The organism is Sorangium sp. So ce128 (assembly GCF_051525245.1).
GTDB classification, from domain to species: domain Bacteria; phylum Myxococcota_A; class Polyangia; order Polyangiales; family Polyangiaceae; genus Sorangium; species Sorangium cellulosum_B.
This window is the reverse complement of the sequence record NZ_CP150313.1, coordinates 7,887,087-7,902,482: the sequence shown is the minus strand read 5'-3', so window position 1 is coordinate 7,902,482 and position 15,396 is coordinate 7,887,087. Positions and strand designations below refer to the sequence as shown.

9 protein-coding genes are annotated in these 15,396 nt (G+C 71.6%); 2 read left to right on the top strand and 7 right to left on the bottom strand.

The window, feature by feature from the left end; genetic code table 11:
- Nucleotides 1-156: 156 nt before the first annotated feature.
- From WME82_RS29855 to WME82_RS29835, 5 genes are all read right to left on the bottom strand, one after another.
- The gene (locus WME82_RS29855) at nt 157-6,183 is read right to left on the bottom strand and encodes an AAA family ATPase (RefSeq protein WP_438038082.1); all 6,027 of its coding nucleotides are present in this window, start codon (nt 6,181-6,183) and stop codon (nt 157-159) included.
- A gap of 233 nt (nt 6,184-6,416) precedes the next feature.
- Complete coding sequence (locus WME82_RS29850; RefSeq protein WP_438038081.1) at nt 6,417-7,019, bottom strand: hypothetical protein; 603 nt, start codon at nt 7,017-7,019, stop codon at nt 6,417-6,419.
- A gap of 70 nt (nt 7,020-7,089) precedes the next feature.
- Nucleotides 7,090-8,166, bottom strand: a complete 1,077-nt coding sequence (locus tag WME82_RS29845; RefSeq protein WP_438038080.1) for a hypothetical protein — start codon at nt 8,164-8,166, stop codon at nt 7,090-7,092.
- Nucleotides 8,163-9,710: a FecR domain-containing protein gene (locus WME82_RS29840; protein ID WP_438038079.1), complete on the bottom strand. Its 1,548-nt coding sequence runs from the start codon at nt 9,708-9,710 to the stop codon at nt 8,163-8,165. The genes WME82_RS29845 and WME82_RS29840 overlap by 4 nt, the downstream gene beginning before the upstream one ends.
- Nucleotides 9,686-10,333 (bottom strand): RNA polymerase sigma factor, encoded by a 648-nt coding sequence (locus tag WME82_RS29835; RefSeq protein WP_438038078.1) that lies wholly within the window; start codon nt 10,331-10,333, stop codon nt 9,686-9,688. Before WME82_RS29835 ends, WME82_RS29840 begins: the two co-directional genes overlap by 25 nt.
- A gap of 332 nt (nt 10,334-10,665) precedes the next feature.
- Between WME82_RS29835 and WME82_RS29830 the strand changes: the two genes are divergently transcribed.
- Both WME82_RS29830 and WME82_RS29825 read left to right on the top strand, forming a co-directional pair.
- Nucleotides 10,666-12,906: a DUF3160 domain-containing protein gene (locus WME82_RS29830; RefSeq protein ID WP_438038077.1), complete on the top strand. Its 2,241-nt coding sequence runs from the start codon at nt 10,666-10,668 to the stop codon at nt 12,904-12,906.
- A 316-nt stretch (nt 12,907-13,222) separates the two neighbouring features.
- Entirely contained in the window at nt 13,223-13,846 is a 624-nt protein-coding gene (locus tag WME82_RS29825) for a hypothetical protein (RefSeq protein ID WP_437850557.1), read from the top strand.
- Between the two features lie 63 nt (nt 13,847-13,909).
- On the opposite strand, the gene WME82_RS29820 is transcribed toward WME82_RS29825, so the two are convergent.
- Both WME82_RS29820 and WME82_RS29815 read right to left on the bottom strand, forming a co-directional pair.
- On the bottom strand, nt 13,910-14,266 hold the full coding sequence (locus WME82_RS29820) for a hypothetical protein (protein WP_438038076.1): 357 nt from the start codon (nt 14,264-14,266) through the stop codon (nt 13,910-13,912).
- A 183-nt stretch (nt 14,267-14,449) separates the two neighbouring features.
- Nucleotides 14,450-15,376, bottom strand: coding sequence for a hypothetical protein (locus WME82_RS29815; RefSeq protein ID WP_438038075.1), 927 nt, complete (start codon nt 15,374-15,376; stop codon nt 14,450-14,452).
- Nucleotides 15,377-15,396 lie beyond the last annotated feature (20 nt).

The window sequence follows — 15,396 nt, the reverse complement described above, 5'->3', positions numbered from 1 at the left end:
TCGGCAGCCGGAGCGGCCTCCGAGGCGTCGGCGTCTGGCCTGATGGTGCCAAAAGCGCCGTCCTTCGCCACGGGAAATGGCGGCATGCCCTCGCGCCGGCTCGCCTGGAGCGCGCATGCACCGGTCGCCCCGGGGGGCCGCCGGTGAACGTCGATTCTATGTCGATGAGAGGGAGGTGTCCTGGACGTCCGTCTCCGCCTCCGCCGCATGCAAAGGGAGCTCGACGATGAACGTGGCGCCCGCGCCCGGCTTGCTCTCGACGCGGATGGTGCCGCCGTGGGAGGTGACGATCCACCGGACGATGTAGAGGCCGAGGCCGAGGCCGCCGAAGTTGCGGACGGAGACTGCGCGCTCGAAGCGCTCGAAGATCCTGGCCTGGTCGGCCTGCGCGATGCCGATGCCGTGGTCGCGGACGATGAGCAGCGCGCGGCCTTCCAGGCCACGCACGACGACGTGAATGGGGCCTCCCGAGCCGTACTTGATCGCGTTGGACAGCAGGTTGATGAGGACCTGCTCCATGCGAGAAGCATCCCAGTCCCCGAGCACGGGCCCCTCCAGATCGAGCTGGGTGCGGCAGCGGGCGTCGGTGAGCTGCTGGTGCATCCGCTCGACGACCTCGCGCGTCATGGCCGCCAGGTCGAGGGGAGCGCGCGCGAGGGTGAGCCTGCCGGCGTTGAGGCGGGTGACGTCGAGCAGCTCGTTGACCAGGTGGGCGAGGCGCGCGATCTGTCGGTTGAGGACCTGGATCGCGGCGTCGATGCGCTCCGGAGCGACCTCGGCGCGCTGGAAGCGGGGCAGGAGCCGGGCGAGGAGGTGGGCCTGCATCTTGAGCGAGGTGAGCGGGGTCTTGAGCTCGTGCGAGGCGACGAGGAGGAACTCGTCGCGGCGCTCGATCGCCTCCTGCGCCTCGGTGAACAGGCGGCTGTTGTCGAGGGTGAGGGCGGCGCGGCTCGCCAGCTCCTGGGCCAGCCACAGGTCGGCGGGGCCGTAGCTGCGCCGTGGCGCGGTCGCCAGCAAGGTCATGACGCCGAAGCACCGGTCGCGCGCGAGGAGCGGAGCCCGGAGCAAGGAGTGAACGCCGAGCCGATCCAGGAGGGGCGCGGCGCGGACGTCGCCCACCTCGGGGCATTGCAGCGACGCCGCCGAGAGCGGCTGCAGCGCGTCGATCACCGCCCCTGCGAGCTCGGCGGGCACTCCTGCGGTGCCCGTGCGCTCCGGAGCGTCCGGATCGAGGCGCACGTCGACGACGCACTGGTCGGCCAGCTCGGGCACGGCGAGCTGAGCGACGCTCTCGAGGGTGGCGCCGTAGCCGAGGGCCATGAGCTTGCGGCTCGCCTCGGCGAGGAAGCGCTCGGCCAGCTCGGCCCGCTTGCGCTGGGTGATGTCGGTGGAGACGCCGCAGATCACGCCGGGCATCACGTCCTCGCCGAGCGGGAACTTGACCGACAGGTAGGTGTGCGGCCCGTCCTCCAGGATCAACTCTTCCTCGAACTCGAGCGGCTCGCCCCTGTCGAGCACCTGCCGGTCGTGCGCGTCCAGCGCCACGGCGCGCGCTGTAGGCATGAGCTCGGCGCTCGTCTTTCCGATGATCTGATCGAGCGGCCTGCCGAGGGCGCGGCTCACCCCGCGGTTGGCGAGCAGGTGCCGGCCGTCGCGATCCTTGAGGAAGATGGCCGCGGAGGAGTTGTCGATGATGGCCTGCAGCGTGGCCTGGCTCTCGCGGAGCTCGCGCTCCGCCCGGCGCCGCTCGGCGTTCTCCTGCTCGATGTCGGCGTAGAGCATGGCGTTCTCGAGCGAGATGGCCGACTGCGAGGCGAGCAGCTCGAGCACGGTGAGCCGCCCTGGGGTGAACGCCCCGGCCACGAGCCGGTTCTCCAGGTAGAGCACGCCGAGCAGCCGCGCCTGGCGGACGATGGGCAGGCACAGCACCGACCTCGGCTTCTTCCGCGTGAAATACTCCTCTTCGAGGAAAGGGTGCTTCCCGGCGGCGTCGTCGAGCAGCACGCGCTCGTGGCTGCGGCGAACGTAGTTGAGGATGGATTGCGGCAGCGCGGCCGCCGCGGCCTCGCCCGCGTCGAGCAGCCGCGCGGCGCCCCCGGGCGCCGCGATCGCCGCCGCCGTCGACAGGCGATCTTCGCGGGCCAGGAGCACGTAGCCTTCCTCGGCGCCCGCGTGCTCGATCACCGTGCGCAGGAGCATCTCGAGCAGGCGCGGGAGCTTGAGCTCACCGGAGATGCTCTGAGAGGCCTTGACGATGGAGAGGACGTCGAACTGCTCGGCGCGTACGGCGAAGGTGACGGTGGGGGCGATCGGCTTTCGCTCGACGAGGAAGGGATACCGCTGGTCGAGCTGCTCGACCTTGGCGTGGGCGCCCCAGCGGAAGTAGGCGGCGCGGGCCTTCTGGAGGTGGGCGTCGGCGGCGGTGGCGAGGCCGTTCGCGCGGTAAAACGCCGCGGCGAGCTCGCAGGCGATGGCCTCGTGCTGGACGAAGCCGCCCTCCCGCGCGGCCGACGCGGCCTGCTCGTAGAGCCGGGCCGCCTGCGGTTCCTGCCCGCGGAGCCGGGCGATCTCGGCGCGGACCAGCGCGTGCTTGTGGAGGTAGTTGTCGGGGCCGTTCCTGGCCCACTCGCCGAGCTGCCGCTCGCAGTCGAGCAGCCCGTCCGGCAGCTCCCGCTCCGGCGACGGCGGCGCCTCGTGCGGGCTGCGCGCATCGCGCGCATCGTCGTCGTCGACGAGCGCCGCGAGCGCGAGCGCGTGATAATAGAAGTCCTCCGCCACGAGCGCCTGCGGTTCGGTCCTCCAGGGCCTGTCGACGATCACCCGGCGCGTCGCCTCGCACGCCTCCCCGGGGGAGCCGAGCAAGAACAGCCCCTGGGCCTTCAGGCTGCAGTGGAAGCTGAGCACGCCGCCCATGTCCCCGGGAGGCAGCCGCGCCTCGAAAGCGCCGGGATCCAGCTCGGATCCATCCATCATCGGGAGCCGGGCCGGCCTGCCTCGCAGCGCCTGGACCAGCGCGTAGGCGCTCAGGAGGATGTTGTAGACGAACTCGTATCCGGTCTTGCGCACGAAGCGGAGGTGCTCCTCGACCTCGCGGAGGACGTCCTCCAGGGGCTCGCCGGCGAGCAGCGGAAACAGCGGGGCCCAGATGCAGAGGAAGCACGCGTCGTTCAGGTTGCCGGTCTCGATCGCGGCGTTGAAGCCGGCGCGCGTGTACGGATACGTCTCTCGGTAATGGCGCTTCCAGAAGATGATCAGATTGCCGAACAAGGAAAAGACCATGGCCTTCATGGCGAGGAGGTTGTCCCTCTCCACCAGGTCATGACCGAGCTTGCCGAACAGATATCCCTCCTGGTATCGCCCGTATTTCGGGCCGATCACCTTCGCGAACGCCGCATACGCGTGAGGGGAGCTCGCGGCGTTGCCGTGCTGCAGGCTGAGCTTCACCATGCGCAGGACGACGAGGTAGTTCAGGTCCGGGTGCACGAAGTACGCGGGGACAGACACGCTCGCCAGGACGCTCATCGCGATCTTGCACGTCGGGTGCGTCATGGGAGGCAGGTGGATCAGGCCCTCGATCGCCCGGTCGCCCAGGGCCTGCCAGACGCCCTCGGTCTCCTCCGCGAGCCGCGCATCGGTGAGCGGGATCGACAGGTCGACGTCGCAGGAGCGGAGGAACGAGAGCCCGATGTCCACCGCGCGGGCGGCCTGCCCGCGGGTCACGCTCAGGGCGATGGCGAGCTCGACGGCCACGGCTCGCTCGGCCTCGGTGCTCGCGTGATCCATGAGCTCTTGCAGCAGCCGCCCGGCCTCGTCGAAGCCGCCGGCGATGTACGCGGCGTGCGCGCGCTCGAAGGTCAGATCGTAGGTCAGCTCGTGCCGCGCCTCCCAGCAGCTCGGCGCGAGCAGGGAGAGGCCCGCGGCGAAGAGCGCGGCGGCGGACTGGAAGGCCGCGGCGGCCTTGGCCTTCCTGCCGGCGCGGAGGTTCAGCGCGGCGAGCTCGTCGCGCTCGGCCTGGGAACGGATGAGCGCGGCGCCGCGGTTCAGGTGCCCCACGACGTCGAAGAGCGCCTCCTCGCGCTCGTCCGCGCGCTGGCCCTTCAGGAGCAGCCGGCCGATGCAGAGGTGCACCTCGGCGAGCTGTCCGGCGGGGATGAGCGCGTGGGCGGCCTGCTGCACCCGGTCGTGGAGGAAGCGGTAGCCCGAGTCCCGGCGGAGCAGCAGCCCCTCGCGCACGGCCTCGGCGAGCGCCTCGCCGAGCTCGGCTGCAGGGCGGCTCGCGACCAGCGCGAGGGTGTCGAGGTCCAGGCTGGCGCCGAGGCACGCGGCGAGCTTGAGCGCGTCCTGCGTCGGGACGGGGAGCCGCTTGAGCTTGCCCACCATCAGCTCGACGACGTTGTCGGTGAAGCCCTTGCCGCGGATCGCGGCGATGTCCCAGCGAAAGGCGCCCGCCTTCGCGTCGAAGGCGATGAGGCCTTCCTGGTGCAGCTCGAAGAGGAACTGGATCGCGAAGAAGGGGTTGCCGCCGGTCTTCTCGTGGACGAGCCGCGAGAGCGGCTCGGCGCGCTCGGCCGCGGCGTGGACCGCCCCCGCGACGAGCGCCCCGACGTCGGAGGCGGAGAGCGGCGCGAGGACGAGGTCGCTGAAGGTCGCGCCGCGCTTCCGCGCGTCGGCCAGCATGAGCGGCAGCGGGTGCGCCGGGCCGACCTCGTTGTCGCGATAAGCGCCGATGAGCAGGAGGTGCTCGGTCTCGGTGTAGGTGATGAGCTGCTCGAGCAGCTGGAGGCTGCCGGCGTCGGCCCACTGGAGGTCATCGAGGAAGAGCACCATGGGGTGCTCCTTCTGGACGCACGCCGCCACGAAGCGCTGGAGCGCCGCGTGGAACCGGTGCCGGGCCTCGACGCCCGGGAGCTCCGGCGCGGGCGGCTGCGGGCCGAGGAGCAGCGCGAGCTCGGGGAGCACGCCGGCGAGCAGCGCGCCGGTCGCGCCGACGGCCTCCCGGAGGCGCTCTCGCCAGCGCTCGAGCTCCTCGTCGCTCACGCCCAGGATCTCCCGCAAGAGCGCCCGGAACGCCTGGAGGAAGGCGTGGTAAGGGACGTCGCGCCTCAGCTGCTCGAACTTGCCGGAGAGGAAGAAGCCCCGCTCGCGCACCACCGGCCCGCGCAGCTCGGCCACGAGCGACGACTTGCCGACGCCCGAGTAGCCCGACACGAGCACGAGCTCCGGCCGGCCGCTCGCGACCACGCGCTCGAACGCGGCGAGCAGGGCCCCTAGCTCGCGCTCGCGGCCGTAGAGCCGCTGCGGGATCTGGAACCGATCGGAGAGATCGCGCTCACCGAGCGGGAAGGGCGGAATCGCCCCGCTCGCTTGCCACCTGGCGAAGCACTCGTCGAGGTCGCGCTGCAGGCCGAGCGCGCTCTGGTAGCGATCCTCGGCGGACTTGGAGAGCAGCTTGAGGACGACCGCCGACAGCTGCGGGGGAATCGAGGGGACGAGCGCGTGGGGCGGGGATGGGTGGAGGGCGACGTGGCAATACACCCATTCCACGGGATCGCTCGCCTGGAAGGGCAAGGCGCCGGTCAGCAGCTCGTAGAAGGTGACGCCGAGGGAGTACAGGTCGGTCCGCTCATCGGTGGAGCGGTTCATCCGGCCCGTCTGCTCGGGCGCCATGTACGCCAGGGTCCCCGCGATGAGCCCGTCATGGGAGACGTCGTGGCATTCGCGGGGCGAGAGGCAGGCGATCCCGAGATCGGTGATCTTCACCTCCCCGGTGTCGGGGTTGTAGAGCAGGTTCTGGGGCTTGATGTCCCTGTGGATGACGCGGTGTCGATGCAGCTCGGCGAGCGCGCCGGAGAGGCGGAGGGCGAGGGGGAAGAAGCGATCGAGCGGCGTCGGCCCCTGGATGAACCGGTCGAGCGAGCGGCCGCCGAAGTCCTCGAGGACCAGCGCCATCTGGTCACGGAACGCCTCGATCCCGTGGGCCTTGACGATGGCCGTCGAGTCGAGCGTCCTGGCGACGTCGTGCTCGTGGCGCAGCCGCCCGAGGGCGCGGGGGCTCGCGTGGTCGCGCCGCAGGACCTTGAGCACCACCGGCCGGCCGTCCTCCTCGCGCCGGGCTCGGTAGAGGATCGTCTCGGGCCCGTCGTGCAGGACCTCGATCACGAGGTAGCGTGGACTATCGGCCATAGGGGGATCTTCGAAGGCCGACGCGGCGGCCTCCGAAGCGTCGAGCGTCGGTGCATGTTGCCAAAAGCGCCGCGCTCCGCCATGGAAAATGGCAGGGCGCCCTCGCGCCGGCTCGCCTGCGATGACGAGGGGGAAGAGAGGGAGTTCGCCGAGAATCCTCCGACGCCTGCCGTTCGGGCGCGCTGTGCTGTTTCTGCCGGAGCCCGGCGGCCAGCCGTCGCGCGAGCGCAGAGCTATGTGCCGCAGCGCTGGACCGTGTGATCGCCGTCGACCGGCCAGTTCTCGTCGCCCGCGCCGCGCACCTTCACGAACAGCGAGGTCTCGTCGCTGCTGACGATCTCGAGCGTGCCCTCATGGCCGGGGCCCGAGCCGCTCGCGCCACCGCAACCGGAGAAGAACACAGTTTTGGAGAAGGGGATGTGCATGGCGGAGAGATCGATGAGACCTGGCTCGTTGAGCTCGGGCGGAATCAGCAGGATGAATTGCCAGGTACCTGCCTTGTCACAGTCGACGCCGGCCTCGAGATCGAACACGGGCTGGGCGCACTGCTCGACAGCGTTGCTGAAGTACAGGACGAGCGCGTCCGGGGTCTCCCAGGGCGGTGGACTGCCCGTGAAGTAGAGGGAGCCGGGGACCACATCGCTGCCTCGCAGCGCGATGACCTGGACGGCCGAGGCGCCGTCGTCCACGTCGTCTACATCATCGTCGTCCACCTCATCGCCGTCGTCGGGCACCATGGGGGCCGGGGGGCTCCCCCAACCCCCATTTTGAATGGGATTGAAGACGATCTCTTCACATCCGCTGTTCATCACCGCCATCGCTCCGAGGACCATCATCCATCGTTTCATTCGAACGACCTCCAGGCCAGGCTCCAGAGGTGAAGTCCCTCCGGCGCGTGACGGCGGCTCATAAGAACAGATCGATCTCGATGCCGGCTGAAGAGAGGATGAACGGTTTGCCCCAGGTCGCTGTCTCTCGCTCGACGAACCGGACGGAGACACCCTCGACGAGGACGCTGGCGAGGGCGTCGGCGCGCAGGCGGAACGTGGGGGTCAGGGCGAAGGAGAGGCCGACGCCCGCGAAGGGGCTGGCGGTCACCGCGGCGGATGCGCTCGAGCGGAAGCCTTTGCTGGCCACCCCCGTGCTCCAGAGCAACACGGCCGAGAAGCCGAGATCCGCCGAGGCCGTCCACGGGCTGTCGCGCGGGGCCAGCTGGAAGCGCGCGCCCCCGCCGGCGAGCAGGACGGAGAGCTCGGCGGTGCCTTGCGATCGCTCGACCTGGTGGGCGCTGACCGGAATCGCGGCGAACGCGATCGCGCCGGCGTGCTCGCTCGGCAGCCAGGAGAGGCCGACGTCGACGCTGACCGCCGCGCCGAAGCCGCCTGGGCTCAGCAGCGCACCGGGAGCGAGCGAGAGGCGGAGCGCCGGCGACGGCCTCCGGGCCGGCGCGGGCAGCGTGTCCGGCGCGCGGACCCGCAGCTTCTCGCGGATCTCGGGCGTCGCGGGCACCTCTCCGGGCGGGGGCGCGGGCAGGCCGGCCTCGAGGAGGCTGGCGCGCAGCAACTCGACGGCGCGGAGCGCGAGCGCCGCGTCGCGGTCGGGCGTGCCGCCGTCGTCCGCCATCTCGCGGAGGACGGTCTTGCCGGTCACCCGATCGGCGATCCAGATCTCGACGCCGCGCTCGGAGGGGACGGCGCGGATCGCGGCGATGGCGCCCACCTCGCGCGCCGAGGCCTCGAGGGACGCGCGCGACGCCGGCGCGGCCGCGGGGTCGAGGCGCTCCGCCCGGAAGCCCAGCGACTCGATCTCGGCCACGAGCCGCAGGCCGAAGCGATCGCCGGGGGCGCAGAGGACGGCGATGGTCGAGGGGGCCTCGGTCCGGGTCTCGCCGGCGCGCGCGCCCTCGGCGAGCGCGGCCCCTGCTGCGAGCGTGGCCCCGGCGAGGAAGGCGAGGAAGAGGAGCGTCGCGGCGCGGCGTCTCACGGCGAGGGAGGCTCGGCGGCAGGGCCCGGCGCGCCGGGAGAGCCTCCGGAGGGGACGGGCCTGGCAGGAGAGCCTCCGGGGGTGACCGCCTTCGATCCGCGCCCGAGCACGTGCTTCGCGTACCCCGCGTGCGAGCCGCTCGGATGAGCGGCGAGGTACTGCTCGGCCGCCCTCCGGGCGCCCGCCTCGTCGCCCCGCCTGTCCTCCGCCTCGACGAGGCGCCCCGCGGCATCGGCGGCGAACGCGCCCGCCGGTTGCTCGCGCAGGTACCGGGCGAACCAGCGCGCGGCGGCCGCGTGGTCCTTGCTCTGGTCCTGGGCGATCCTCCCCAGCATGAACGCCGCCGACGTGGCCTCGGGCGAGCTGGGGAACCGGGCGCGGAGGGAGGCGAAGGCCTGGGCGGCGCGCGCCGGGCTCCCGCCGAGCCGGGACGCGTCGCCGAGCGCGTGCAGATCGCTCGCGCTCGCGGCGTCGCAGATCGCGTCGAAGCCCTCGCCCTCCGCGGCGGCCAGGGCGTCCCTGTACCTGGCCTCGAGGGCCAGGGCGCGCCACGACGGCGTCTCTCGGAGCGCGGGCAGGGGAGCGACCGAGCCCTCGCCGCCTGCTTGCCCTTCCAGCGTGGCCGCCCCGGCGTCCGGGGCGCGGGCGGCCGCCGGCGGCCCGCTCGTCGAGGGCGCAGCCGCGCCCGGATCGGCTTCGCTCGGGGCAGGCGCGCTCGGAGCGCCTGCGCCGGGATCGGCCGCGCTCGTGGCAGCCGCGCCGGGCGGGGTCGCCGTCGATGTGGGGCCGGAGGCAGTGGGGCCAGAGGCAGCGTCGATCGAGCCCACCTCGAGGGTGTTCGTCGCGGGCGAGATGGTGAGCCGCTCGCCGGCGCGGACGGCGCGCGAATCGCCCACGACCGGCCCGGAGACCGTGATCGCCCCCTCGTGCAGCGCGACCACGAGCTGCTCGGTCACCGGGTCCCATCGGGTCTCGAAGCGCGTCCCGATCACGCGGATCTGGAACGGCCCGACCCGCACCGTCCAGCGCGCGCCCTCGCGGTGGACGACCGAGAGATCGAGGGCGCCTCGCTCGAGGGAGAGCTCCGCGCCGTCTGCGCCCACCGAGGCGACGCGGGCGCGCCCCCCCGGCGCGAGGCGGAGCAGCGAGCCGTCGGAGAACCGGATCGGCAGCTCCGCCGTGGTCGGCGCGGCGATCCACGCGCCGACGACCCCTGGCTCGGCCGCCCCGAGCGCGAAGCGCATCGGAGCGCGGGGGCGCGCCACGAGCGCGACCACGAGCGCGGCGGCGAGCAGGGCCACCGCCGCCAGCGAGGCGGCGAGCCGCGCCGCGAACGGCCTTCCAGGCCTCGTCCGCCGCGGCGCCCAGGACGACTCACGGCGGGGCCGCTCTCCGCGCCCGGCCGTCTCCGCACCGGGCGCCGGCGCCGCCGCGAGCAGCCGCGCTCGCCCGCGCTCGCGATCGAGCCGCGCCGCCGGCATCCGGTCCTGAAGCTCGGCCACGTGCCGCCCCAGGGGGATCAGCGGGCGCTCGGATTGCCCCACCGGGTACCTCCATCGAGCCACGCCTCGAGCGCGGGTTGCTTGCGGGCTTCGGCCTCGAAGCGGGCGCTGGCGCGGGCGAGCCGCCGCTTGATCGTCGCGAGCGAGGTCTCGCACGCCGCGGCGACCTCGGTGAGCTCCATGCCGTCGATGAACCGGAGCGCGAAGGCGATCCGCTCGTCCACCGGGAGCGCGTCGAGGACCGCGTAGGTCGCGCGCAAGGCGTCCAGCACGTCGCCCGACGCCGCGCCGGACTCGACCTCGGGCAGCTCCTCGCTCGGCAGGAACCAGAGCCAGCTGCGCCGCTTCCTGCGGGTGATCGACGATCGCGCCACGTGCACCGCGATCATCGTGAGCCATCCCTTGAGGGCGCTCGGGTCCTCCAGGCCCGGCAGCGAGCCGAGCGCGCGGACGAAGACGTCGTGGTGCAGGTCGGCCAGGTCGTGGCTGAAGCCCAGCAGCCGGTAGAGCACCCGGTGGACGTGATCCGCGAACCGGTCGTAGAGGGCGGCGCGCGCCCCGGGGTCGCCCCGCCGGAACGCGTGCACGAGGGTCGCGTCGTCGCCGGCGAAGACCCGCTTCGGCGCGGGCGGCGGCGGTCGGACGAGCTTCAAGGGGCGGGTCAAACGGGGCTCCTCTGCTGAAGTCCCGCGAGGGGAGGCTCACGGCTCAGGGGGTCGCACGATCGTCCCCCGAGGCCCAAGGAGCGCCTGAAGAACCGTGGTTTCACACGAGAGCCCTGACCCTGCGCTCCGTCGCAGAAGCGATCTTCGCGCCGAGGCTGCGCGGCCACGGCCGGCAGGCGCGTGGATCAGCCCCAGCGCGCGGCCGGAGCATGGCTGTCTCCCACCCTGTTTGCAGGAGGACGCCCCTCGCATCGCGCGCCCACGGCACCACCTTTGCTTTCAGGGCCGTCGCGCCCCGGGCTCTCAGGGGCACGCTTCGAAAGGGGAGCACGATGCGCAACCTGCTTCTTCGCCTTCACGTCGTTCCGATCCTCGTCGCCCTCGCCGCCGGCTGTTCTGGCGAGGGGAGCCAGCCCCCGCCCGGCACCGACGGCACCCAGCTGCCCTCCACGGAGCTCGGGCCCGAGCAGCAGGCGGAGCTCACCGCGCTGCTCGCCGAGCGGGATGCCTCGGCGAGCATGAGCGCCGAGGATTTCGCCGCGCGCTACCCCGTCCCCTTCGCGTCGGGCCTGTCCTATGCGCCGGCGGACGCCGCGGGCCTCTCGCTCCTCCAGGGCACCGCGCTCGCCCTCGACGAGGACGAGCTCGCGAAGCTCTCCGCGAACGGCTTCGTCATTTCGAGCAAGAAGTCCTTCCCGACCTTCGTCTACGGCTACGAGAGCATCTACTCGCTCGACCTGCCGCTCTACGTGTCCGCGGACTCGGTCCTGTTCGCGGTCCACCGCTCGTACGACGCGATCCTGAAGGCGGTGGAGCTGGCCTCGCTCGCGCCCGAGCTCGGGACGATGCTGAAGCAGATGCGCGCGCGGCTCGCCTCGGGCGCCGGAGCGGAGCTCGGCGCCGAGGCGCGCGCGGACGCGGATCTCTTCACGGCCGTCGCGCTCGCGCTGCTCGACGGCGCGCCCGTCGCCCCCGTCGCGGGCGCCAGCGCCGCGGCGATCGACGAGCTCGTCGCGGGCGCCGAGGCCCACCAGGGCATGGGGGAGGTTCGCCTCTTCGGCACGGACCGGCTCATGGACTTCTCGCAGTTCGAGCCCCGCGGCCACTACGTCGACGAGCTGCACCCCGAGCTCGAGCGCTACTTCCGCAGCATGATGTGGCTCGGCCGCGTGGATTTCCGCTTCCTCGAGACCCAGCAGGACGGCACCCAGCGCTTCCAGCGGCGGCACCTCGAGGGCGCGTACGTGCTGCGCGCCCTGGCCGACGCGGAGACCGTCGCCCGCTACAAGCGCATCGACGACGCGATCCAGGCCTTCGTCGGCGAGAGCGATTTCATGACCCTGCCGGAGCTCGACGACCTGCTCGCCGACCTCGGCCTCAGCGACGCCGCCGGCCTCGCCGGCGTCCCGGACGCGCGGATCGCCGAGGTCATCGTGAAGGAGGGCCACGGGACGCAGCGGATCTCGAGCCACATCATGATCAACGGGCTCGGCAAGGGCACGATGCCCCTCTCGTCGAGCTTCGCGCTGCTCGGCCAGCGGTACGTCGTCGACTCCCACGTCTTCTCGAACGTGGTCTTCGACCGGGTGCAGGGCGGCGCCGTCAAGCGCATGATGCCGGATCCGCTCGACGTGGGCTTCGCCGCGCTCGGCAACGATCAGGCAGGCCAGCTGCTCGCGCCGGAGCTCGGGAAGTTCCCCTATGCGCCCGACCTGCACATGATGCGCGTGCTCGTCGACGCGCACCCCGGGGACTTCTGGGGCAAGAACCTCTACAACCGCTGGCTCGGGGCGCTGCGGGAGCTGTCGCCGGCGCGGGCGATCTCTGACGGCGAGGGGCTGCCCGGGGTGGCGAAGACCGAGGCGTGGGGCCGCCGCCTGCTGAGCACCCAGCTCGCCTCCTGGGCCGAGCTCCGCCACGACACCCTGCTCTACGCCAAGCAGTCGTACACGGGCGGGGACACGTGCGAGTTCCCGGACGCGTATGTCGATCCGTACCCGGCGTTCTACACGCGCATCGCCGAGCTGGCCGAGCACGGCGTCGAGATCGTCGGCGCGCTCGATCTGTCGAGCGCGCCGCAGCTCGGGGAGAGGGTGTCGGCGTACTTCTCGCAGCTCCACGACGTCGCGCGGACGCTCGGCGAGATGGCCGCGAACGAGCGCGCCGGCCTGCCCCTCACCCAGGAGCACCTCGATTTCATCAACCAGGCGGTGAAGGTTCAGTCGCAAGGGTGCGGTGCGCCCTACGTCGAGGGGTGGTACATGCAGCTCTTCTTCGATCAGATGAAGAGCCTGGAGCAGGATCCGACGATCGCCGACGTGCACACCCAGCCGACCGACGAGGGCGGCGCGCCGGTCGGCCGCGTGCTGCACGTGGGCACCGGCCTGCCGCGGCTCATGGTCGTGACGGCCGACCCCTGCGGCGGCGCGCCTCGCGCGTTCGTGGGGCTCGCCTCGTCGTACTTCGAGGCCGTCACCGAGGGCTTCGAGCGGATGGACGACCGGCAGTGGGCCGGCACGGTCCTGAGAACGACCCCCGACGTGCCCTGGATGACGGACCTCGTCTCCCGCTGATTCCGCTGATCCGGCCACGCAGCGCACGGCGCTGGCCGTCCCGTGAACTCGTGCCGAACTGTGTCGACTTGCGCCGATCCGGCGCTGCTGCGCGCCAGCGGGATCATGGTGCTCGGTCGATCCCGTCCGCGGCCGGAACGCACCACCGTCATGCGCTCGTCGCCATTCCGATCTCGAGCTCGAGGTAAAGCTCGCGGACGATCCTTTCAATTGTCTACTCCGGTGACTTCGATTACCTCGGTTCGGCAGGTTGCCCGGAATCGTCGGTTCCCCAGCGGATCTGGGCCATGAAAGTCCGTAGAGAGGTTCGGCTGTCATGCAAGCGCAGAGCGTGTTGGTGCAGGTCGGGACGGCGGTCTTCGCGATGCTGGCGGCGTCGGGCTGCATCGTCGCCGAGCGGATAGAGCAGCCAGGAGACGAGGAGGTCGACTCGGTGAGCGAAGCGCAGCTCGACCCTGGCATGTCGACTCCATGGCGGCTGTACACGGCGACCTTCTCGAACGGCCAGCCGTTCTTTCGAGCCCTTGCGATCGGCGGGAGCAATGTGGGCAGCTACCAGGCGAACACCGAGTACTTTTATGTGACCACGGCGAGCCTGCAGTACCTCGGCAAGAAGGGCGTGAGCGTCAGCCACACGGACGGCAGCGGCGCGCCGCCGGCGCAGAGCGGAACGCAGCAGTTTCAGCTGCCGGTGAGCTCCTCCTGGACGTGGTTCTCGAGCGACCAGGTGAGCGGTGGATACCGCTATGACAACGGCGGCGTGCACCTGCGGATCGGCACGGGCGGCGGAGAGATCACCCGGCTGACCTGGTACCAGACGATCGGGCAAGGACAGAACCCGGCCAACATCACGCCGAACGGGGCGTTCACCGTCGGCTCGGGCGCCGTGACGGTCCCGGTCGGGAGCGCCGGATACTACGTCGACGACACGATCCCGTGATCACGCCGAACCACGGGGCGTCGAGGCGCTCGGGCCCGCGGCGACACGCACCGGGTCAGCGCGTCAGCGCGGCGTCCAGGTGCCATTCGTCGCTTCGCAGATCGGCTTGACGGTATCCGCCGTGAGGAGCTCTGTTTCATAATGGTACGTCGTCATGGTCTCGCCGTCGCCGGTGACGACGCAGGTGCCGAGCACGTCGTCGGTAGAGCATCGATCGACGAGCTCGGCCTCGAGGTTTGACGTGTCCGTGCACTGACTTTCGTGCTTGTCCGGGTCGTCGGTCTCGAGCTCGGCGCAGCTACGGACCGTCACGCCGCCTGGGGTGCTGCCGGTGAACTCGCAGGCCACCCAGCTCGCGGCCGGAGCCTCTCCGCCACATCCCACGATGAGCACGAACACGACGATGAGAACGTTGCGCATGGCCAATCCTCCTTGATGAGCGCTCGAAGGAGCGCGAAACGATGACAATCACTGCTGTGTCCCCGAGCTCCTCCAGAGGTCGAGCCAGGAGACACGAGCGCGATGGCGGGCTTCGACTCCTCGCTGCTCGCGTGTGGCTTCAGCCCGTCTGTCGCTCTACAGCGGTTTCCGCCCACCGCCGCTCTAGAACTTGCCCGAGACCGTGAAACCCACGTTGCCGTCGGGTCCTGAAGGCGCGACCTGCAGGCCGGCCCTGCGCAGATCCCGCTGGTAGGACTGCGCCGGATGTTCGGGATCGAACATGGCGCCGAGCGACCACACGGAGGCGAGGAGACCGGACGTCAAGCTCAACATCCGCCTCTCTGCTGGCAGATCGCCGTCCCACACGGGCGCGGTAGCGGCGACCCCGCCGAGCGCGACCGGGAGGTAGATGGCCCAGCTCGGGATCGCAGGCGCGGTGGCCAGCAGATCCCGCTCGATGCTCGCGATCTGCGCGCCTGACAGCCGCGCGCGCCATCCGGGCGTCGCCACCAGCGCATGGTCGGCGCGGAGGCGGGAAGCAGGCGTGTAGTCGGACAGCGCCAGGTTCAGCCCGGAGAGCAAGCCGGACACGTAATATCCCGACGATAGCGCGATCGGCGTCGCCCTCGCGAGGCCGCTGTCCGTGAAGAACGCGAGCCCGAGCCAGAAGCTGCCTTGTGAGAGCTGCGCGGCGGCCCCCAGCGTGTCGCGCCGGTACGTCTCCGGCACGGCGAGCGCGGCGATGCTTCCCGCGAGCAACGTCGCGGAGCCGGCGGTCCAGGCGAGGAAGCGAGGCTCGGCCGGGGCTACGGTCAGGCTCAAGGCGAGGCTCGCCCCGCTGATACCGCTGAAGAGGACGGGCACCGCTTTCCCGGCGGAGTGCAGCCTGATCACGTCGTGGAGGTGCGTCGCAAGGAGCGCGGCGCGCTCGCGCCGCTGGACGATGTCTTCCCGACGCTCGGTCTCGTCCCACGCCGGGGCGACCGCCTCCTGCGCCGCGGCGCTCCCCGGCAGCGAGAGGCGCGCCATCGCCGCTCCCACCAGGACCGCCTTCCGCGCGTGGCGCTTGCTCCATGACGACCAGACCATACGAGACCTCTCTGTTGAAC